Raw genomic sequence first — 20,622 nt, forward strand, 5'->3', positions numbered from 1 at the left:
CGCCGGCCGGAGAGGATGCCGGCGAACCCGCGCTTCCTCATCCGCCCGGCAGTCCGCCTGACAGTCCGCCCGGCAGTCCGCCCGATGGCCGGTTCGACGGCCGGTTCGACGGTCGGCGAGGGCCGAGCCCCACCACACGCCCGACACACCGCTCAAGTCAAGGAGTTCCGGAGCTCATGGACGCTGTGACCCAGGTCCCCACCCCCGTCAACGAGCCGGTGCACGGCTACGCCCCCGGCTCGCCCGAGCGTGCCCGGCTGGAGGCCAAGCTCAAGGAGCTGGCCGAGAACCCGATCGACCTGCCCTGCACCATCAACGGCGAGAAGCGCATGGGCGGCGGTGAGGCCTTCGAGGTCGTCCAGCCGCACAACCGCAAGGCCGTCCTCGGCACCTACCGCAACGCCACGAAGGCGGACGCCCAGGACGCCATCGACGCGGCCCTCGCCGCGGCCCCGGCCTGGCGCGCGATGTCCTTCGACGACCGTGCCGCGATCCTTCTGCGCGCCGCCGATCTGCTGGCCGGCCCCTGGCGCGAGACGATCGCCGCCTCCACCATGCTCGGCCAGTCCAAGACCGTGCAGCAGGCCGAGATCGACACCCCCTGCGAGCTGGTCGACTTCTGGCGCTTCAACGTGTACTACGCCCGCCAGATCCTGGCCGAGCAGCCCCCGGCCAACTCCCCGGGCGTGTGGAACCGCCTGGACCACCGCCCGCTGGAGGGCTTCGTCTACGCGATCACGCCGTTCAACTTCTCGGCGATCGCGGCCAACCTGCCCACCGCGCCGGCCCTCATGGGCAATGTGGTGATCTGGAAGCCGTCCCCGACCCAGACCCACGCCGCCGTGCTGCTCATGCAGCTGCTGGAGGAGGCCGGCCTGCCCAAGGGCGTCATCAACCTCCTGACCGGTGACGGCATCGAGGTCTCCGAGGTCGCCCTGAACCACCGCGACCTGGCCGGCATCCACTTCACCGGTTCGACCAAGACCTTCCGGTACCTGTGGAAGACGGTCGGCAACAACATCGAGAAGTACCGCTCCTACCCGCGCCTGGTCGGCGAGACCGGCGGCAAGGACTTCCTGGTGGCCCACCCGTCGGCCGACCGCGCGGTGCTGAAGACCGCCCTGATCCGCGGTGCCTTCGAGTACCAGGGCCAGAAGTGCTCGGCGACCTCCCGGGCGTACATCCCGGCGTCCATCTGGAACTCCGGCTTCAAGGAGGAGTTCACCGCCGAGGTCGACCAGCTGACGATGGGTGACGTCACCGACCTGTCGAACTTCATGGGCGCGGTCATCGACGAGCGTGCCTTCGCCAAGAACAAGGCCGCGATCGACCGGGCCAAGGAGGACCCGGCCTGCACGATCGTCGCGGGCGGCACCTACGACGACTCGGTCGGCTGGTTCGTCCGCCCGACCGTCATCGAGTGCACCGACCCGGAGAACGAGGTCTTCACGACCGAGTACTTCGGCCCGATCCTCGCCGTGTACGTCTACGAGGACGACCGTTACGAGGAGATGCTGACCCAGATGGAGTCGGTCTCCGACTACGCCCTGACCGGCTCGGTCATCGCCAACGACCGCGCCGCCGTGGCGTACACGATGGAGAAGCTGCGCTACGCGGCCGGCAACTTCTACATCAACGACAAGTCGACCGGGGCCGTGGTCGGCCAGCAGCCCTTCGGCGGCGGCCGTGCCTCCGGCACCAACGACAAGGCGGGCGCCCCGCAGAACCTGATGCGCTGGACCCTGACCCGGGCCATCAAGGAGACCATGGTCCCGCCGACGGACCACACCTACCCGCACATGGGCTGATCCTCCACCCGCACATGGGCTGATCCCCGCGCAGGGCTGATCCTCGCGCAGCCCTCCCAGGTCCCGCCCCCGTTCCGGACGCCTTCTCCCGGAGCGGGGGCGGTGTCATGCCGGGGCGGGTATGCCGAGGCCCGGCGGCCCGGCGGGTGCGGGGAGGAGCGGGTGCCTCCGCGCGCCGGGACCGGACGGTGTGGTGCGGCTGTGTGAGGAGGGGGCCGTGGGAAGAGGGTGCCGCGGGAAGAGGCGGCCCGCGGGTGGGGCGGACGCCGGGCCGGTCCGCGACCGAGGTGACGGCGATGCCCCCTGAGCCGATCGGGTGAGGAAAAAGCGCAGGTCAGAGGGGCGTGATCCACCCCACTGTCTCAGATAGTAGGAAGCCCGACTAATTGTGGAGACAGGTGCCCGGTCCTCGCTTAGCTTTGTAGAAGCCGAACGATCCGCTCGATCCAGCGACGGCGGTCGTGAGCCGGGCCCTGTGCAGGACACCCCTGCGGCACCGCTCCCCGCCCCTTTTGGCGCCCCACACCTTCCTTCACCTTTCTCACTGCCTTGCGCTTCGTGCGCCCCCGTGTGTCGAAGGAGTCGATGTCCCATGGCCGCAACCGCCCTGCGTCGCCGCGTCCGCCACGTCTCCCGTACGAGCGAGTCCGACCGCAAGAACGCCGCCGCCGCCCTCCAGCGCGCCCTCGACCGCCGTGACAACGGCGGCGAGACCGGACACTGAGCCGCACCCGCTTCCGCCCTCCTCTCTTCGGGCGTCCACATCGCGGACGCGGTGTGTCGTCCCCTGGGACGAGGAGTAGGGTGCCGCCATGTCTCGCAGCATCAATCTCGCAGTGATTCCCGGTGACGGCATCGGCCAGGAGGTCGTGGCCGAGGGACTGAAGGTCCTGACCGCCGTCCTTCCGCAGGATGTGAAGCTGGAGACCAAGGAGTACGACTTCGGCGCCCGGCGCTACCATGCCACGGGCGAGACACTCACCGACGCCGACCTGGAGCAGCTGAAGCAGCACGACGCCATCCTGCTCGGCGCGATCGGCGACCCGTCGGTCCCCTCCGGCGTCCTGGAGCGCGGCTTCCTGCTCAAGCTCCGCTTCGCCTTCGACCACCACGTCAACCTCCGCCCGAGCAAGCTCCTGCCCGGCGTCGCCACCCCGCTCGCCGGTGATCCGCAGATCGACTTCCTCGTCGTCCGTGAGGGCACCGAGGGCCCCTACACCGGCAACGGCGGCACCATCCGCAAGGGCACCGAGCACGAGGTCGCCACCGAGGTCTCCGTCAACACGGCCTACGGTGTCGAGCGCGTGGTCCGCTACGCCTTCGCCCGTGCCCAGGCCCGCCCGCGCAAGAAGCTCACGCTGGTCCACAAGAACAACGTCCTGACCTTCGCGGGTCATCTGTGGACGAACATCTTCACCAAGGTGGCCGAGGAGTACCCCGAGGTCACCACCGAGTACATCCACGTCGACGCCGCCACGATCTACCTGGTCACCCAGCCCGAGCGGTTCGACGTCATCGTCACCGACAACCTCTTCGGCGACATCATCACCGACCTCGCCGCGGCCGTCTCCGGCGGCATCGGCATCGCCGCGAGCGGGAACATCAACCCCTCCGGCGCGTTCCCGTCCATGTTCGAGCCCGTCCACGGATCGGCTCCGGACATCGCCGGCCAGGGCAAGGCCGACCCCACCGCCACGGTCCTGTCCGTCGCCCTGCTGCTGCGTCACCTCGGCTACGAGGCCGAGGCGACCCGTATCGAGGACGCCGTCTCCGCCGACCTCACGGAGCGCGGTGCGCTGCCCGCGCGCAGCACCTCCGAGATCGGCGACGCGCTTCGCGTACGAGTAGCGGGCTGACCCGGCCGCTCCTCTCGATCGTCTTCGAAGCCGCCGGGTCGCATCCGCGTCCGGCGGCTTCCCCCTGTCCGCCGCCGGGTGCCACCATCAGACCCCGGGCCGTATTCACCCCGTTCCTCTTCCGCTGCCGCCACCGCGCGATAATCGGACGCGGAGCCGCGGTATGAGGGAATGCTCGGACGTCCAAGCATCGGACGCCGGCCGTACGGGCGTGGGCGCGGCCCGTCATACCCGAGCCAGGAAGTGAAGGATCTCCCCTGATGACGACGCCCACGATCGAGCTCAAGCCCTCGGCCAACCCGCTCTCCGACGCGGAGCGCGAGGAGATCCTGGCCAACCCCGGGTTCGGTCGCCACTTCACCGACCACATGGTGACGATCAGGTGGACGAGGGGCCGCGGCTGGCACGACGGCCAGCTCGTTCCGTACGCGCCGATCTCCCTCGACCCGGCGACCACCGTCCTGCACTACGCGCAGGAGATCTTCGAGGGTCTGAAGGCCTACCGTCAGCCCGACGGCTCGGTCGCCACCTTCCGCCCGGAGAGGAACGCCCTGCGCTTCCAGGCCTCCGCCCGGCGGCTGGCCATGCCCGAGCTGCCGGTGGAGACGTTCATCGAGGCCTGCGACGCCCTGGTGCGGCAGGACAAGGCGTGGGTGCCCGCGCACGGCGGCGAGGAGTCCCTCTACCTGCGCCCGTTCATGATCGCCACCGAGGTCGGGCTGGGTGTCAAGCCCGCCGACGAGTACCTGTTCCTGGTGATCGCCTCCCCGGCCGGCGCGTACTTCCCCGGCGGGGTGAAGCCGGTCTCCATCTGGGCCTCCGAGGACCGCGTCCGCGCCGTCCCCGGCGGCATGGGCGACGCCAAGACGGGCGGCAACTACGCGGCCTCCCTGCTCGCCCAGGCCGAGGCCGCCGCCAAGGGCTGCGACCAGGTCTGCTACCTCGACGCCGTGGAGCACAAGTGGGTCGAGGAGCTGGGCGGCATGAACCTGTACTTCGTCTACGGCGACAGGATCGTTACTCCGTCCCTCACCGGCTCGATCCTGGAGGGCGTCACCCGTGACTCGCTGCTGACGGTCGCCCGCGACCTCGGCTACGAGGCCGAGGAGGCCCGCATCTCCATCGACCAGTGGCAGCGCGACTCCGAGAACGGCACGCTGACCGAGGTCTTCGCCTGCGGCACGGCCGCCGTGATCACCCCGGTCGGCACCGTCAAGCGCGCGGGCGCCGAGTGGCAGCAGTCGGGCGGGGAGCCCGGCAAGGTCACCATGAGGCTGCGTCAGGCCCTGCTGGACATCCAGCGCGGCAACGCCGAGGACAAGCACGGCTGGATGCACCGGATCGACTGAGGCCTTCCTCCCAGCGACGGCCGGGGCCGTCGCGGACTGCTCGTCCGCGGCGGCCCCGACGCGTTGCCGTCCGGCCGCCCGGGCACTGGAGCCGCACTCCGTGGGGTGCGGCCGCAAGGCGTCAAAACCCTCCTCATGCGCGGGAGTTCCCCGACGACTCGCCGGGTCGGCCGGAGCTCGCGGACCTCTGATCAGCCGTCCGGGGGATGTCCGGGGTGCGTCCGGGGGATCGGCCATCCGGGTGCATCCGCGGGTGTGTGAACCAGCGCGAACCAGCGCATGGTGCGGGACCGGCGGCGGGGCTCCCGGAACCCGCTGCTGTGCGGCGGTGTGCGCGGTGGTCTGCGCGGAGGTGCTGCGGTGACGTACGTCACCGCGGGGGAGAGGGGAACCCCGGCCGAGGTGGGCGGACACCGGGGAACCGTTTCAGCCGGCGCCCGCATCCTGAGACGCGGTGCCTGGACGAAGCGGAACTGTGCCACACTGCCCCCGTGCTCTCGTTCGCCACGATTATTGGCAGCAGGCGCGCCGGTCCGCAGTGACCGCCCCGTACGACCAGGTACGGGCGGCCACCGTCGTCCTCGACCCGCGCGCAGACCTCTCGCACCCGCGAGAGGTTTTTTGTTTTCCCGGCCCACCTGCAGCCGGGAACTCAGCGCGAGGGAGTATGGGGGACGGTGGAGCCGGTCATTTCCGGTAAGACCGACATGGTGACAGGAGTCTTGAGGCCATGACCGCAACCAGCCAGCTCGACGATGCGTTCCACGTCTTCGACACGACCCTGCGCGACGGCGCGCAGCGCGAGGGCATCAACCTCACGGTCGCCGACAAGCTGGCCATCGCCCGGCACCTGGACGACTTCGGCGTGGGCTTCATCGAGGGCGGCTGGCCCGGGGCCAACCCGCGGGACACCGAGTTCTTCGCCCGCGCCCGGCAGGAGATCGAGTTCAAGCACGCCCAGCTCGTCGCCTTCGGCTCCACACGGCGCGCCGGCGGCAAGGCGGCGGACGACCCCCAGGTCAAGGCGCTTCTGGACTCCGGCGCCGAGGTGATCACCCTGGTCGCCAAGTCGCACGACCGGCATGTGGAGCTGGCGCTGCGGACCACCCTGGAGGAAAACCTGGAGATGGTCCGCGACACCGTCTCCCACCTGCGTGCCGAGGGCCGCCGGGTCTTCGTCGACTGCGAGCACTTCTTCGACGGCTACCGCGCCAACCCCGAGTACGCCAAGACCGTCGTGCGGACCGCCGCCGAGGCCGGCGCGGACGTGGTGGTCCTCTGCGACACCAACGGCGGCATGCTGCCCGCCCAGATCCATGCGATCGTCTCCACCGTCCTCGCGGACACCGGAGCACGCCTCGGCATCCACGCCCAGGACGACAGCGGCTGCGCGGTCGCCAACACCCTCGCCGCCGTCGACGCGGGCGCCACCCATGTGCAGTGCACCGCCAACGGCTACGGCGAGCGCGTCGGCAACGCCAACCTCTTCCCGGTCGTGGCGGCCCTGGAGCTGAAGTACGGCAAGCGGGTGCTGCCCGAGGGGCGGCTGCGCGAGATGACCCGCATCTCGCACGCCATCGCCGAGGTCGTCAACCTCACGCCCTCCACCCACCAGCCCTATGTGGGGGTGTCCGCCTTCGCCCACAAGGCCGGCCTGCACGCCTCCGCGATCAAGGTCGACCCGGACCTGTACCAGCACATCGACCCCGAGCAGGTCGGCAACACCATGCGCATGCTGGTCTCCGACATGGCGGGGCGCGCGTCCGTCGAGCTCAAGGGCAAGGAACTCGGCATCGACCTCGGCGGCGACCGCGAGCTCGTCGGCCGCGTCGTCGAGCGGGTCAAGGAGCGCGAGCTCAAGGGCTACACCTACGAGGCGGCCGACGCGAGCTTCGAGCTGCTGCTGCGCGCCGAGGTCGAGGGCAGGCCGCTGAAGTACTTCGACGTCGAGTCCTGGCGGGCCATCGCCGAGGACCGCCCCGACGGCACCCACGCGAACGAGGCCACCGTCAAGCTGTGGGCCAAGGGCGAGCGCATCGTCGCCACCGCCGAGGGCAACGGCCCGGTCAACGCCCTCGACCGCGCCCTGCGCGTGGCCCTGGAGAAGATCTACCCCCAGCTGGCCTCCATCGACCTGGTCGACTACAAGGTCCGCATCCTGGAGGGCAAGTACGGCACCTCCTCCACCACCCGTGTCCTGATCTCCACCTCGGACGGCCGGGGCGAGTGGTCCACGGTGGGCGTGGCCGACAACGTGATCGCGGCCTCCTGGCAGGCCCTGGAGGACGCGTACACCTACGGCCTGCTGCGCGCCGGCGTGGAACCGGCGCAGTAGGAGCCGGACGAGCGCTGCCGTCCGACGGCCGGCGGACCCGCCGGCCGTCAGGGGGCGCGCCAGATGTTGTCGAAGGCGGCGTTCTCGATGCGCCGCCGCTGCCGGACCGCCTCCAGTTCCGTCACCGCGTCGTTGACGGCGGCCACCACGGTCACCAGGGCGTCGTCGTCCGGGGCCGTGAGCTCCTCGCCGGGTTCGGCCTCGATGCCCAGGGCGGCGGCCAGTCCGGTGATGACGGGCTCGTGGGCGGCCCAGCGCTCGGCCGCCCCGCGCCGCTCCGGTGAGTCGACGGGTGTCGTCCGGCCGCCGCGGGCGGGCATCCAGCGGCGCCGCCGCCCGGTGAGACGCCCGTCCGCCTCCATGGCGTCGATGTAGGCCACGGCCAGGCCCTCGCCCCGGCGCCACAGCCAGTCCTCGACGGACTCGTACGGCGGCTTCTCCTTGAGCGCCGCCCCGGCCTGGTCCAGCAGGCGGTCTCCCGTGCTCTGCCGGGGGACGGGCACGATGCGGTCGCCGTCCAGGGTGATGGCACCGGCGGCGAGGAGGTCGACCAGTTCGGCGCCCGCCAGCGCGAGCGACAGATCGCCCTGCTCGACGGGACGCTCGGACGGCACGTCCAGGCTGAGGAGCAACAGGTCCCGCGGTGTGGTCACGCACTCGACGATACGGCCGTCGGGAGCCGTCGGCTCGGCGATGCGCCCCTGGGCGAAAGCAATGCGCCAGGGGAAATGTATGGGTGAATGCACCTTTTGGAGTACTTCGGGTACTTTCAAGGCATGAAGGCCACGGCCCTGGTCCGAGTTCCGGCGCGACTGCTGGCGGCGCTCGCGGTCGCCGTCATGGCCGTCCTGTGGGCGGGTGCGCCCCGTGCCGAGGCGGCCACCGGCGTCTCGACGGTCGCCGAGGCGCTCCGCGAGAACCCCGTGTACGTCGACCCGGCCATGTCCGCCCAGCTGCCGCCGGCCGAGGCGGCCGAGCTCAGCCGGCAGATCAAGAACGCGGACAAGCCCCTGTTCATCGCGGTTCTGCCGGCGGACCAGCCGACGCGGAACCTGTTCACCGATCTGCGCACCGCCACCGGCGTCACCGGCGCGTACGCGGTGCGCCTGGGCGACCGCTTCGACGCCCGCGCCGACGCCTCGGTGCTGTCGCGCACCGCCGTGCGGAACCTCGTCACCAGCGTCCAGGGCGAGGACACCAGGACCCAGCTCGCCGACTTCACCGACCGGGCCCTGGCCAGCATGGGAGGCTCGGCCCCCGCCGGCTGGGACGGCGTCGAGCGCGGCGGCACGGTGTCCACCACCGGGCTGATCGTCGCCGGCGCGGTCCTGGTGGCGAGCGGGGTGGGCGCGTACACCCTGGTCCGGCGGGGCCGGAGCCGCCGGGAGGCGGAGCAGCGGGCCGCCCTGGAGAAGCTGCGGGTCGTCGTGGACGAGGACATCACCGCCTACGGGGAGGAACTCGACCGCCTCGACTTCCACCCGGCGGAGGCCGGCGCGGACGACGCCATGCGCGCGGACTACGAGCGGGCGCTGGACAGCTATGAGCAGGCCAAGCAGTACATGGCCGAGGCCCGCAGGCCGGAGGATGTGAAGGCGGTCACCGAGACCCTGGAGGACGGCCGGTTCTCGCTCGCCCGGCTGGCCGCCCGCCGTGAGGGACGCCCCCTGCCCGAGCGCCGCCCGCCCTGCTTCTTCGACCCGCGCCACGGCCCCTCGGTCGCCGATGCGACGTGGACGCCCCCGGCCGGGGCGCCCCGCCCGGTGCCGGTCTGCGCCGCCGACCAGGTCCGCCTGGCCGAGGGCCGCGACCCGCGGATCCGCGAGGTGGAGACGGACGGGGGCCGCCGCCCCTACTGGGACGCCGGCCCCGCGTACGGCCCCTGGGCCGGAGGCTACTTCGGCGGCGGTCTCCTCCCGGGCCTTCTGGTGGGCACCCTGCTCGGCAGCATGATGGCCACCCCGTCCTACGCGGCCGACTACGGCACCGGCTACGGCGACTTCGGCGGCTACGAGGGCGGCGATGTCTCGGGAGCGGACTTCAGCCCGGCCGACTTCGGGGACTTCGGCGGGGGAGGGGACTTCGGCGCGGGCGGCTTCGGCGGAGGGGACTTCGGCGGGTTCTGAGCACCCGCGGCCGGTCAGGCCTTCTTGACGGCCGAGATGTCGAAGTTCAGCTTGATCTTGTCGGAGACCAGGACACCGCCCGTCTCCAGGGCCGCGTTCCAGGTCAGGCCCCAGTCCGAGCGCAGGATCTCGGCCCTGCCCTCGAAGCCGACGCGCTCGTTGCCGAAGGGGTCCTTGGCGGCGCCGTTGAACTCGAGGTCGATGGTGACCGGCTTGGTGATGCCGCGGATGGTCAGGTCACCGGTGATGCGGTAGTCGTTGCCGCCCAGGGCCTCGGCCCTGGTGGAGCGGAACGTCATCTCCGGGAACTCCTCCGTCCGGAGGAAGTCCGCGCTCCTCAGGTGGTTGTCACGGTCCGCCGAGCCGGTGTCGACGCTGTCCGTCCTCACGTCGACGGACGCCGTGGAGGCCGAGGGGTTGCCGCCGTCCAGGTGGAGGGTGCCGGTGAAGTCGTTGAAGGTGCCCTTGACGTTGGTGACCATGGCGTGCCGTGCGACGAAGCCGAGGGTGGAGTGGGCGGGGTCGATCGTGTACTCACCGGTCAGCGCGGCCAGGTCCGGGTTCACGGCAGAGGTGTTCTCGGCGGGGACGGAGGCGTTCTCGGCGGTGTCGTTCTTGCGGCTGAAGATGCCCATGGGATTCTCCTCCGGTGAGGGACGGCCGCTCGGCGCGGACGGAGAGCGCCGAGTAAGTTGAAGTTTCAAATTGTTCAACAGTCACGACCGTAGCGCCATTTCATTGATCGTTCAACCTTCTTTGACATCTGTTTCCCGCGGTCGCCTCGCGGCAGGCGCCGGCGGGCCGGTCCGCGCGGGCGGAGGCGGCGGGAACCGGCCGCGGCGGTGGGCGGACCGCGGCCGGTCGCGCCCGCCCGGCAGGCCGGGCGCGACCGGCTCGCCCGACCGGCTACGCTCTGCGGGGGACGAAGCCGCCGTACGGGTCGGTCCGTCACCCGGGGGAGGGCATGTGCCGCCCCCGAATGCGGGGGAGCTCCCGCACCCCGGATTTGTGGCATCTCCACAAGGCCGACGCCCTCTGAGCAGTCGAAAAGGCTGCATGGCGTCCCAGTTCTGTTCAGGGGCACCAGGAAAACGGGCCGGAGACTGTACGGAGTCAACGGCCCGCTTTCCTTGATGTCCTTCGTAAGGTCACTGCATGACCGTTTTGGAAGAGACGACGGGTGAGCCGGCCGGCGGGCCGGCGGACGCGCGCGGACGGGTCGCGGAACTGCACGAGATCCGTGCGCGGGCGGTGGCGGGCCCCAGCGAGAAGGCGACCGCGGCGCAGCACGCCAAGGGCAAGCTGACCGCGCGGGAGCGGATCGAGCTGCTCCTGGACCCCGGCTCCTTCCAGGAGGTCGAGCAGCTGCGCCGGCACCGGGCGACCGGGTTCGGCCTGGAGGCCAAGAGACCGTACACCGACGGTGTGATCACCGGCTGGGGCACGGTGGAGGGCCGTACGGTCTTCGTCTACGCCCACGACTTCCGCATCTTCGGCGGCGCGCTGGGCGAGGCCCACGCCACGAAGATCCACAAGATCATGGACATGGCCATCGCGGCCGGTGCCCCGCTGATCTCCCTCAACGACGGTGCGGGCGCCCGGATCCAGGAGGGCGTCAGCGCGCTGGCCGGCTACGGCGGCATCTTCCAGCGCAACACCAAGGCCTCCGGGGTCATCCCGCAGATCAGCGTGATGCTCGGTCCATGCGCGGGCGGCGCCGCCTACAGCCCCGCGCTCACCGACTTCGTGTTCATGGTCCGTGAGACCTCGCAGATGTTCATCACCGGCCCGGACGTGGTCAAGGCCGTCACCGGCGAGGAGATCACGCAGAACGGGCTGGGCGGCGCGGACGTGCACGCCGAGACCAGCGGTGTGTGCCACTTCGCCTACGATGACGAGGAGACCTGCATCGCCGAGGTGCGGTACCTGTTGTCGCTGCTGCCGCAGAACAACCGGGAGAACCCGCCGCGGGTGGAGTGCTCCGACCCCGTCGACCGCCGCTGCGACACCCTGCTGGACCTGGTCCCGGCCGACGGCAACCGGCCCTACGACATGACCAAGGTCATCGAGGAGATCGTCGACGACGGCGAGATGCTCGAGGTCCACGAGCGCTGGGCGCGCAACATCATCTGCGCGCTGGCCCGGATGGACGGTCAGGTCGTCGGCATCATCGCCAACCAGCCCCAGGTGCTGGCCGGTGTGCTGGACATCGAAGCCAGCGAGAAGGCCGCCCGCTTCGTGCAGATGTGCGACGCCTTCAACATCCCCCTCATCACTCTTCTGGACGTCCCCGGCTTCCTGCCCGGCGTCGACCAGGAGCACGGTGGAATCATCCGGCACGGCGCCAAGCTGCTCTACGCCTACTGCAACGCCACCGTGCCGAGGATCTCGCTGATCCTGCGCAAGGCGTACGGAGGTGCCTACATCGTCATGGACAGCCAGTCCATCGGGGCCGACCTCACCTACGCCTGGCCCACCAACGAGATCGCCGTGATGGGTGCGGAGGGCGCGGCCAACGTCATCTTCCGCCGCCAGATCGCCGAGGCGGAGGACCCCGAGGCCATGCGGCAGAAGATGGTCAAGGAGTACAAGGCCGAGCTGATGCACCCCTACTACGCGGCCGAGCGCGGTCTGGTGGACGACGTCATCGACCCCGCCGACACCCGCGAGGTCCTGATCAAGTCCCTGGCGATGCTGCAGACGAAGCACGCCGACCTGCCCTCCCGCAAGCACGGCAACCCGCCGCAGTGACCCAGCCACGGAGACCCGCCATGAACACCATTGACATCCGCGTCGAGAAGGGCCACGCCGAGCCCGAGGAGGTCGCCGCCATCACGGCCCTTCTCCTGGCCCGCGCGGCGGCCGGCCCTGCCGGTACGTCCCGCCACACCCACCGCGGCCGTGTCCGGGCCGGCTGGCGCCGGCTGGAGCGGGAGAGCGGCTTCCGCGCCCCCCACAGCTGGCGCTGAGCCCGTCCGGCTCCGGAACTCCGAAGGGGCCCACCCGCCCGGGTGGGCCCCTTCCCGTGTTCTTTCTGTTCTTTCCCGCCGCCCTTCGCGGCCCCCGCATCCCCATGCTCCCCCCCCTCACGTCCCGCACGGTCCTTCCCGCGCGTGTGTTTCTCCCGTGAACCGATGAAGGCGGGTGCCCTCTCCCCCGAGGAGAGGACACCCGCCTTCATCGGTCGGGCGAAGTGTCACCGCAGTCGGGCCATGAGGGCGTGCTCGACCAGTGTGATCAGTGTTGCCTTGGCGTCCGCGCGGTGTCGGGCGTCGGTGGTGATGATGGGGATGTCCGGGCCGATCTGCAGGGCTTCGCGTACCTCGTCCGGGGTGTAGGGCTGCTGTCCGTCGAAGCCGTTGAGGGCGATGATGAACGGCAGGCCGCTGTTCTCGAAGTAGTCGACCGCGGGGAAGCAGTCGGCCAGGCGGCGCGTGTCCACCAGGACCACCGCGCCGATGGCGCCGCGGACCAGGTCGTCCCACATGAACCAGAACCGGTCCTGGCCGGGGGTGCCGAACAGATACAGGATCAGGTCCTGGTCGAGCGTGATACGGCCGAAGTCCATGGCCACCGTGGTGGTGGTCTTGTCCCCGGTGTGGGTGAGGTCGTCGATGCCCGCCGAAGCGGACGTCATGACGGCCTCCGTGCGCAGCGGGTTGATCTCCGAGACGGCGCCGACGAACGTGGTCTTGCCCACGCCGAAGCCGCCCGCCACCACAATCTTGGCGGAGGTGGTGGAGCGGGAAGGACCGCCGCTAGAGCTTGCGAAGTCCACTGAGCACCCTTTCGAGCAGTGTCACGTCTGGCTGGCCACCGGCGTTCTCGTCGCCGCCGGGCTGATGGATGGCGACCAGGCCCGCCTCCGCCAAGTCGGCGACGAGGATCCTGGCCACGCCGAGAGGAATCGACAGCAGGGCCGAGATTTCGGCCACCGACTTGATCTCGCGGCACAGTTGGCAGATCCGCTGATGCTCGGGCAGCTGACCCTGCATCTGGTGCGGCTGCGCGGTGGTGTGCACCAGCGCCTCGATGGCGAGCTGGTACCGCGGCCTGGTGCGACCGCCCGTCATGGCGTACGGGCGGACCAGGGGGTTGCTCGACGCCCCGGCGGGCGCCGGCTCAGGGGTGCGTCGCTGTGGCTGCATCGGCTGCATCGGCTGAGCCGGTGGCTGCTCGTACGGCGACGGGCCGGGGGCCTGTGGCGCGTACGGCTGCTGGTAGTGCGGAGCGGAGGGGAAATATGGGTTCGCCGAAGCGTCGCCCTGGCCCTGGACAGGGCCGGCGTACGGCCAATTGCCCGAGGACGGACCGCCTGGGGGTGTTGCCACTTTCTCTCCTCCTCCGACTGTGCCGGGCACCCGATGGCTCCAGGGGAGCCGCGTCCCGAAACCTTATGGCTTCGGGACGCCGAAACGCACCGTCTGGCTGTTAGTTGAGAAGGCTTCCCTGAAGCTCCGCGCGGAGATCCGGAGTCAGGACCGTTCCGGCCCGGTCGACCAGAAGCGCCATCTCGTACCCGATGAGACCGATGTCCGCCTCGGGGTGTGCGAGAACCGCGAGGGACGAACCGTCGGAGATGGACATGATGAAGAGGAATCCCCGTTCCATCTCCACAACCGTCTGGTTCACGTTACCGCCCTCGAAGATGCGCGAGGCACCGGCGGTCAGTGAGGTCAGACCGGAGGCGACGGCCGCGAGCTGGTCGGCGCGGTCGCGGGGAAAGCCTTCGGACATCGCCAGAAGGAGTCCGTCGGCGGAGACCACCACCGTGTGGGACACCCCGGGGGTGTTGTCCACGAAGTTGGTGATCAACCAGTTCAGGTTCTGTGCCGCCTGGCTCATCGGGCTCACACTAACGCTCCTGGTTGTAGGTGCTGTCAGGACCGAAGCCCTGGCCGTTCTTTTCACTTCCTGCGCTGCGTCCCCGCTGGACACCCCGGCGCAGGTTGCTCAGCCTGCCTCGGACGTCCTCGGGGGCGCGGGAGACCTGTGGGCCGCCCTGCGGGGTCGATTCCGCGGAGCCCCGGACCAGATTGGCCTTGGGCACCCGCCGTGGCAGGCCGGAGGAGGTCACCCCGCCGGCCTTGGGCTTGCGGAGTTGCGCGGCCTGCTGCCAGCGTTCGTCGTTCACCGAACGCCAGCCGCTGTCGCCGCTGTTCTCCGGAGTACGGGACGGCGTTTCCTTGTTCACGGGCCGTGTGCCGTTCGAACCGCTCGCGGTGGTTCCGCGGCGGGGCAGACCGGCGTCGGTCAGCTCGTGGACGGCGGAGGAGGCCGGTCCCGGACGCTCGAAGCCTACGCGGTTCGTCTCGTTTCCGTCAGTGGCCTGCGTGGCTTCCGCTTCCGGAGCGTACTGGCCCTGGTAACCGTTCTGGTAACCGTCCTGCTGGGACCAGTCGCCCTGGTAGGACTGCTCCTGGAAGCCGGTGTACGCCCCCGACGCCGCGGCGTCGGTCGGTGCGTGCTCCTGCTGCCCGGACTCCGCGTAGGTGGAGTCGGGGTAACCGCCGTCGGACGAGTAGGAGCCGCTGTTGTCCGGCAGACCGCCGTTCTGCGCGTAGTACGCCTCGTCGTACGACGGCTGCCCCGTCTCGTTGTACGACGGCTGTCCCGTCTCGTCGTAGGCCGTCCCCTGCTGCTGGTCGTACCCGCCCTGCTCCGGGTAGGGCGTCTGGCCGGTGTCGTACGCCGACTGCTGCCCCGTGTTCTGGTCGGAGTAGTCGGCGGAGTCCGTCTGCGCGTCCTGCTTCCGGCCCTGCGACTGCGCCTCCAGGGCGGCACGGCGCTCCTCGCGCTGGAGCGAGCGGCCGATGGGGTCCAGCGCCCTGAGGTCGTTCGGGACCTCGTACCGGCTGTCGTCGAAGCCGAGCTCCGCGGCGGTGCGCACCGGCTGCGAGGCGTTGAAGTCCTCACCCTGGAACTGCTGCTCCGGGATGATCTGCGAGACGGTGAACTCTTCCTGCTCCAGCGTCTGCTCGCCGCCACCGCCGTGGGTGATCGCGTCCGGCAGCATGACCAGCGAGGTGGTGCCGGCCTGCTCGCCGGAGGGGCGCAGCTGGACGCGGATGCCGTGCCGGTCGGCGAGGCGGCCGACCACGAACAGGCCCATGCGCTGGGAGATCGCCACGTCCACGGTGGGCGGGTTGGCCAGCTTGTGGTTGATGTCCGCGAAGTCCTCGGGGGTCAGGCCGATGCCCTTGTCGTGGATCTCGATCATCACCCGGCCGTCGGGGAGACGGGTCGCGGTGACGCGGACCTTGGTCTGCGGGGAGGAGAACGTGGTGGCGTTCTCCAGCAGCTCGGCCAGCAGGTGCACGAGGTCGGTCACGGCGCGGCCGTGGATCTCGGCGTCGGGGATGCCGGACAGCTCGATGCGCTCGTACTGCTCCACCTCGGAGGAGGCCGCGCGTATCACGTCGACCAGAGGCACCGGCTGGTCCCAGCGGCGGCCGGGCTCCTCGCCGGCGAGAACGAGGAGGTTCTCGCCGTTGCGGCGCATACGGGTCGCCAGGTGGTCCAGCTTGAAGAGGTTCTCCAGCTGGTCCGGGTCGGCCTCGTTGTTCTCCAGCTCGGTGAGCAGGGTCAGCTGGCCCTCGATCAGCGACTGGTTGCGGCGCGAGAGGTTGGTGAAGATCGCGTTGATGTTGCCCCGCAGCAGGGCCTGCTCGGAGGCGAGCCGGACGGCCTCGCGGTGGACCTGGTCGAAGGCGCGGGCGACTTCGCCGATCTCGTCGGTCGAGGTGATCGGAATCGGCGTCACCCGGGTGTCGACCCGGCCGGGGTCGGTGCGCGAGAGCTGGTCGACCAGCATCGGCAGGCGCTGCTCGGCGATGCCCAGGGCGGCGTGGCGCAGCTTGCGCATGGAGCGGCTCATCTGGCGGGCCACCATGCCGGCCAGGATGAACGCGGCGAGCAGGGTCACGACGACGACGGCACCGCTGATGACGGCGTCGCGCTTGGCGTCGTCGGCGACGTTCTGGGCCTCGGCCACGGCCTTGTCGACCAGCTCGCTCTCGACCTGGCTGTAGCCCTCGAACTTCGCGGTGTAGACGCCCAGCCAGGTCTTGGGGGTGACGTCCCTGGCCGCCAGTTCCTCGGGGGTGAAGGCGCCGGAGGCGACGCCCTGGAGCATGTTGTCGGCGCCCGGCATCGCCGAGTAGGCGCCGCCCTGGGTGGAGGAGCTCTGCCCGGCGCCGACCGCGGTGCCCTTGTCGCCGACGGTCCGGCGCTTCTCGGCCATGACGTCGTCGAGACGGGTCACGTCGTCCTCGGTGGCGGCCGAGACGAACTCGTTGATCGCGATGCCCTCGAGGTAGCGGTACGACACGAGGGAGACCCGCTGCTGCTGCACGGCCTCCCGCTTCTCGGCGGGGCGCACCAGGAGGTGGACGCCGATGGAGCGCTGCAGCGAGGCGGCCGCCTTGGCCAGGGAGACGGCGTAGACCGTGCGGCCGTAGCTGGTGACATTGCTGGTGCCCAGCCCCAGCTCGTTGGCGAACTCCATCAGCGAGTGCTGGACGGCGACGTAGCCCTCCTCGGTCTTCACCGGGTCCATGGGGGCCGTGTAGGCGGCCTCGCGCAGCTGGGGGAGGGCGGTCTCGTTGGAGCGGAAGAGCTTCATCCGGCGCTCCAGGGACGCGGTGCGCGGCATGTCCTGGGCGACCCGGTCGAACTCCTCCTTGGCCGCGTCGGTGCGCGCCCTCAGTTCACTGACCTGCTTGGACTCCCTGTTGCCCTGCAGCAGGTCGACGGCGGTCAGGTCACGCTCGTTGAGAAGGGCCTGACCGTAGTCCTTGGCGGCTCGCACCAGGAGGGCCACTTTTTCGGCGTCCTCGGCCTCCTGCCAGGTGTCGATCGACCCCTTGACCTGGAAGCCGCCCATCACGAGGCCGACCAGTACGGGCAGGAGCAGGATTGCGTTCAGCCGGGTCGGTACCCGCCAGTTGCGCGGAGAGAAACGGCCGCCGCTCGGGACGGGAGCGGCCGTCGGTTCCGAACCGGGCGCGCTCGCGGGCGCCTTTCCGCGCGGCGGCGGGGTGAAATTGCCCCGGACCGACGGCTCGGGACCGTTCTTGCTTCGCCTCACTCGACCAACAACCTCTCGGCGGTCGGCACCTACATCGTGCCGCAGTGTCTCAGAACCCTGTCCGCCATCGACGACCCAGTACAGCCGAGTACGTCTTTGACCATTGGGCAGTTCAGGCATTCCAGCACGTCAGCATGGACTCTTCCAAACAGTGGGGTCCAGCGGAGTACGCGCTTGCGCGCCCCAGATAAAACGGTCATAAAGAACGAGCGTCGGCAAAAAGCCGGGAGAACGTGCGCGCAGCGGCACCATATGTGCGCGACGCGTGGCCATACCCGTCGATTCCTCTGCCGAAACGTTATGAACATCGGGGCCAGCCGTGTCAAAGGACACAGCCGGCCCCGATGTGACTACGACAACTGCCGTACGGTTTGGCCGACTTGGCAGCTACGGACAATGGTTCTCGGGCATTACTTGAGCCGGGCCATGAGGGCGTGTTCGACCAGTGTGATCAGTGTTGCCTTGGCGTCCGCGCGGTGTCGGGCGTCGGTGGTGATGATGGGGATGTCCGGGCCGATCTGCAGGGCTTCGCGTACCTCGTCCGGGGTGTAGGGCTGCTGTCCGTCGAAGCCGTTGAGGGCGATGATGAACGGCAGGCCGCTGTTCTCGAAGTAGTCGACCGCGGGGAAGCAGTCGGCCAGGCGGCGCGTGTCCACCAGGACCACCGCGCCGATGGCGCCGCGGACCAGGTCGTCCCACATGAACCAGAACCGGTCCTGGCCGGGGGTGCCGAACAGATACAGGATCAGGTCCTGGTCGAGCGTGATACGGCCGAAGTCCATGGCCACCGTGGTGGTGGTCTTGTCCCCGGTGTGGGTGAGGTCGTCGATGCCCGCCGAAGCGGACGTCATGACGGCCTCCGTGCGCAGCGGGTTGATCTCCGAGACGGCGCCGACGAACGTGGTCTTGCCCACGCCGAAGCCGCCCGCCACCACGATCTTGGCGGAGGTGGTCGCCCGACCGCCGCTAGAGCTTGCGAAGTCCACTGAGCACCCTTTCGAGCAGCGTCACATCCGGTGCGCCACCGTTGTTCTCGTCACCGCCCGGCTGGTGGATGGCCACCAGGCCGGCTTCGGCGAGGTCCGCAACGAGGATTCGTGCCACGCCCAGCGGCATGGCGAGCAGTGCCGACACCTCGGCCACCGATTTCACCTCGCGGCACAGGTGGCAGATCCGCTGGTGCTCCGGGAGCAGTCCCATCAGCACTGCCGGGTCGGCCGTGGTGCTGACCAGGGCCTCGATGGCGAGCTGGTAGCGCGGCCGGGTCCGGCCACCGGTCATCGCGTACGGACGCACCAGCGGCTGTTCGCCCTCGTCCCCGTACGACTCAGCGTACGGATCATGAGAGGCGGTGGGCGGGGTCATGAATCCTCCGGGCTGGACAGCAAGTCGGTCAGTCAAGCCGTCTGACGAGGCCGGTGGGGGGATCGGGGCGGCCGGACGGTGTGGTGGTGAGGTGGGTGGTACCGGGCCGGTCAGCGGAGCAGACTGCCCTGCAGCTCGGCGCGCAGATCGGGCGTGAGGACATCCCCTGCCCGGTCGACGAGCAGTGCCATCTCGTAACCGACGAGGCCGATGTCGCACTCGGGGTGTGCGAGGACCGCGAGGGACGAACCGTCGGAGATGGACATGATGAAGAGGAATCCCCGTTCCATCTCCACGACCGTCTGGTTCACGTTGCCGCCCTCGAAGATGCGCGAGGCACCGGCGGTCAGCGAGGTCAGACCGGAGGCGACGGCCGCGAGCTGGTCGGCGCGGTCGCGCGGGAAGCCTTCGGACATCGCCAGAAGCAGTCCGTCGGCCGACACCACGACGGTGTGGGACACCCCCGGGGTGTTCTCCGCGAAGTTGGTGATCAACCAGTTCAGGTTCTGTGCCGCCTGGCTCATCTGGCTCAACTAACGCTCCTGCTGGTGAGTGGGGAAGCTGCCCGTCCGGCCGTGACCGGCCTGACGGCCCTGCGCGATGCCCCGACGGAGATTGGTCAGTCGGCCGCGTACGTCGTCGGGCGCACGCGAGACCTGCGGACCGCTCTGGTGCGGTTGCTGCTGAGCCGTGCCCGGGACGAGGTTCGCCCGGGGCACTCGGCGCGGCAGGCCGGAGGTGGTGACACCGCCCGAGGCCGGCTTCCTGACCCGCTCGGCCTGTCGGATCAGCTCGTCGTTCGGCGAGCTGCGCCAGGCGGGGGCGGCGTTCCGCTGGGGAGCGGAGGAGGACTGGGGCGCGGGGGCCTGCGGCTGCTGCGCGGCGGGGGCCGGCGACGCGGCGCCCCGCTGCCGGCGACCGCGGAACCAGTCGGTCTCCAGGGTGTCGTACAGCGGCGTACCGACGTCGCTGCTGCCACTGGGGGCCGGCGGCAGGGCCCAGTTGTCCTCGGGACGCCGCTGCGGGATGCTCGCGGCGCCCTGCGCCGGACGGGCGGGGCCCTGCTGCGGCTGTTCGAACTGGCCCGTGGAGGCGGGGTCCGGGCGGCCCGGCAGGGAGCGGCGGGCGAGAGCCCCGCCGCCCTGGCCCGGCTGGGCGAACTGGCCGGTGGAGCTGTTGTCGTAGGCCTGCTGCTGGGCGAACTGGCCCGTGGAGCCGCTGTCGTGGCCCTGCTGCTGGGCGTCGAACCGGCCCGGCCGGGCGGGGGCGTTCTGTCCGGCCGGCCCGAAGACGTCCGAACGGACGAACTGGCCCGTGTTCGGCGCGCCGCCCGCACCCGGACGCGGAGCGTCGAAGTCGGGACGGGGTATCTCCGCGGTCGAGCCCGGCCCCTGCCGGTCGTCGATCCGGGGCATCTCCGCCGTCGAGCCCGCGTCGAACCGGGACGCCTGGGGAGGGTGCGCCATGCCCTGCTCGTCGTGGCCGCGCGGCGTGTCCAGGGCGGCCCGGCCGCCCGCGCTCTGGTCTCCCCACCCCTGCGCACGGGACGGCCCGTTGCCGCCCGGCAGCTCGGCACGCGCACCGCCGCGCGGCTGCAGCTGCGGCCGGCGGCCCTGCTCGCCGCCGCCGAAGACGTCCTGCCGCTGTCCGCCGCTGAAGCCCTGCGGGGCACCGGGCGCCTGGCCGCCGAAGGC

17 protein-coding genes and 1 pseudogene are annotated in these 20,622 nt (G+C 70.4%); 8 read left to right on the plus strand and 10 right to left on the minus strand.

What is annotated here, in order from left to right:
• The first annotated feature begins 176 nt into the window (after nucleotides 1–176).
• The 5 genes from pruA (at nucleotide 177) to cimA (ending at nucleotide 7,348) form a co-directional block, all read left to right on the plus strand.
• Nucleotides 177–1,808, plus strand: coding sequence for an L-glutamate gamma-semialdehyde dehydrogenase (gene pruA / locus ABD224_RS25320; RefSeq protein WP_344053842.1), 1,632 nt, complete (start codon nucleotides 177–179; stop codon nucleotides 1,806–1,808).
• A 592-nt stretch (nucleotides 1,809–2,400) separates the two neighbouring features.
• The gene (locus ABD224_RS25325) at nucleotides 2,401–2,532 is read left to right on the plus strand and encodes a hypothetical protein (RefSeq protein ID WP_344053844.1); all 132 of its coding nucleotides are present in this window, start codon (nucleotides 2,401–2,403) and stop codon (nucleotides 2,530–2,532) included.
• Between the two features lie 88 nt (nucleotides 2,533–2,620).
• Nucleotides 2,621–3,664: a 3-isopropylmalate dehydrogenase gene (locus ABD224_RS25330; RefSeq protein ID WP_344053846.1), complete on the plus strand. Its 1,044-nt coding sequence runs from the start codon at nucleotides 2,621–2,623 to the stop codon at nucleotides 3,662–3,664.
• A 260-nt stretch (nucleotides 3,665–3,924) separates the two neighbouring features.
• Nucleotides 3,925–5,013 carry a branched-chain amino acid aminotransferase gene (locus ABD224_RS25335; RefSeq protein WP_344053848.1) on the plus strand — a complete coding sequence of 363 codons (1,089 nt, stop codon included), beginning with the start codon at nucleotides 3,925–3,927 and terminating at the stop codon, nucleotides 5,011–5,013.
• 730 nt (nucleotides 5,014–5,743) lie between these two features.
• Nucleotides 5,744–7,348 (plus strand): citramalate synthase, encoded by a 1,605-nt coding sequence (gene cimA, locus ABD224_RS25340; RefSeq protein ID WP_344053850.1) that lies wholly within the window; start codon nucleotides 5,744–5,746, stop codon nucleotides 7,346–7,348.
• Between the two features lie 47 nt (nucleotides 7,349–7,395).
• Here cimA and ABD224_RS25345 read toward each other — a convergent pair whose 3' ends face one another.
• Complete coding sequence (locus ABD224_RS25345; protein WP_344053852.1) at nucleotides 7,396–8,001, minus strand: GOLPH3/VPS74 family protein; 606 nt, start codon at nucleotides 7,999–8,001, stop codon at nucleotides 7,396–7,398.
• 123 nt (nucleotides 8,002–8,124) lie between these two features.
• Between ABD224_RS25345 and ABD224_RS25350 the strand changes: the two genes are divergently transcribed.
• Nucleotides 8,125–9,474, plus strand: a complete 1,350-nt coding sequence (locus ABD224_RS25350; protein WP_344053854.1) for a hypothetical protein — start codon at nucleotides 8,125–8,127, stop codon at nucleotides 9,472–9,474.
• A 14-nt stretch (nucleotides 9,475–9,488) separates the two neighbouring features.
• Here ABD224_RS25350 and ABD224_RS25355 read toward each other — a convergent pair whose 3' ends face one another.
• Complete coding sequence (locus ABD224_RS25355) at nucleotides 9,489–10,109, minus strand: YceI family protein (protein ID WP_344053856.1); 621 nt, start codon at nucleotides 10,107–10,109, stop codon at nucleotides 9,489–9,491.
• A 520-nt stretch (nucleotides 10,110–10,629) separates the two neighbouring features.
• On the opposite strand from ABD224_RS25355, the gene ABD224_RS25360 reads away from it, so the two are divergent.
• Nucleotides 10,630–12,225 (plus strand): acyl-CoA carboxylase subunit beta, encoded by a 1,596-nt coding sequence (locus tag ABD224_RS25360; protein ID WP_344053858.1) that lies wholly within the window; start codon nucleotides 10,630–10,632, stop codon nucleotides 12,223–12,225.
• A gap of 20 nt (nucleotides 12,226–12,245) precedes the next feature.
• Nucleotides 12,246–12,443: an acyl-CoA carboxylase epsilon subunit gene (locus tag ABD224_RS25365; protein ID WP_344053860.1), complete on the plus strand. Its 198-nt coding sequence runs from the start codon at nucleotides 12,246–12,248 to the stop codon at nucleotides 12,441–12,443.
• Between the two features lie 227 nt (nucleotides 12,444–12,670).
• On the opposite strand, the gene ABD224_RS25370 is transcribed toward ABD224_RS25365, so the two are convergent.
• The 8 genes and pseudogenes from ABD224_RS25370 to ABD224_RS25405 form a co-directional block, all read right to left on the minus strand.
• Nucleotides 12,671–13,252, minus strand: coding sequence for a GTP-binding protein (locus tag ABD224_RS25370; RefSeq protein WP_344053862.1), 582 nt, complete (start codon nucleotides 13,250–13,252; stop codon nucleotides 12,671–12,673).
• Nucleotides 13,233–13,805: a DUF742 domain-containing protein gene (locus ABD224_RS25375; RefSeq protein WP_344053864.1), complete on the minus strand. Its 573-nt coding sequence runs from the start codon at nucleotides 13,803–13,805 to the stop codon at nucleotides 13,233–13,235. The genes ABD224_RS25370 and ABD224_RS25375 overlap by 20 nt, the downstream gene beginning before the upstream one ends.
• Nucleotides 13,806–13,905: 100 nt before the next feature.
• Entirely contained in the window at nucleotides 13,906–14,319 is a 414-nt protein-coding gene (locus tag ABD224_RS25380; RefSeq protein WP_029385896.1) for a roadblock/LC7 domain-containing protein, read from the minus strand.
• A gap of 10 nt (nucleotides 14,320–14,329) precedes the next feature.
• The gene (locus ABD224_RS25385; RefSeq protein WP_344053866.1) at nucleotides 14,330–17,563 is read right to left on the minus strand and encodes a sensor histidine kinase; all 3,234 of its coding nucleotides are present in this window, start codon (nucleotides 17,561–17,563) and stop codon (nucleotides 14,330–14,332) included.
• Between the two features lie 410 nt (nucleotides 17,564–17,973).
• On the minus strand, nucleotides 17,974–18,549 hold the full coding sequence (locus ABD224_RS25390) for a GTP-binding protein (protein ID WP_344053868.1): 576 nt from the start codon (nucleotides 18,547–18,549) through the stop codon (nucleotides 17,974–17,976).
• Nucleotides 18,530–18,928 (minus strand): DUF742 domain-containing protein, encoded by a 399-nt coding sequence (locus ABD224_RS25395; RefSeq protein WP_067400760.1) that lies wholly within the window; start codon nucleotides 18,926–18,928, stop codon nucleotides 18,530–18,532. Before ABD224_RS25395 ends, ABD224_RS25390 begins: the two co-directional genes overlap by 20 nt.
• Nucleotides 18,929–19,038: 110 nt before the next feature.
• On the minus strand, nucleotides 19,039–19,452 hold the full coding sequence (locus ABD224_RS25400; RefSeq protein WP_344053871.1) for a roadblock/LC7 domain-containing protein: 414 nt from the start codon (nucleotides 19,450–19,452) through the stop codon (nucleotides 19,039–19,041).
• A gap of 9 nt (nucleotides 19,453–19,461) precedes the next feature.
• A pseudogene (locus ABD224_RS25405) lies at nucleotides 19,462–20,622 on the minus strand (nitrate- and nitrite sensing domain-containing protein); the annotation flags it as partial.

This window comes from Streptomyces thermoalcalitolerans (genome assembly GCF_039525155.1).
Lineage (GTDB): Bacteria > Actinomycetota > Actinomycetes > Streptomycetales > Streptomycetaceae > Streptomyces > Streptomyces thermovulgaris.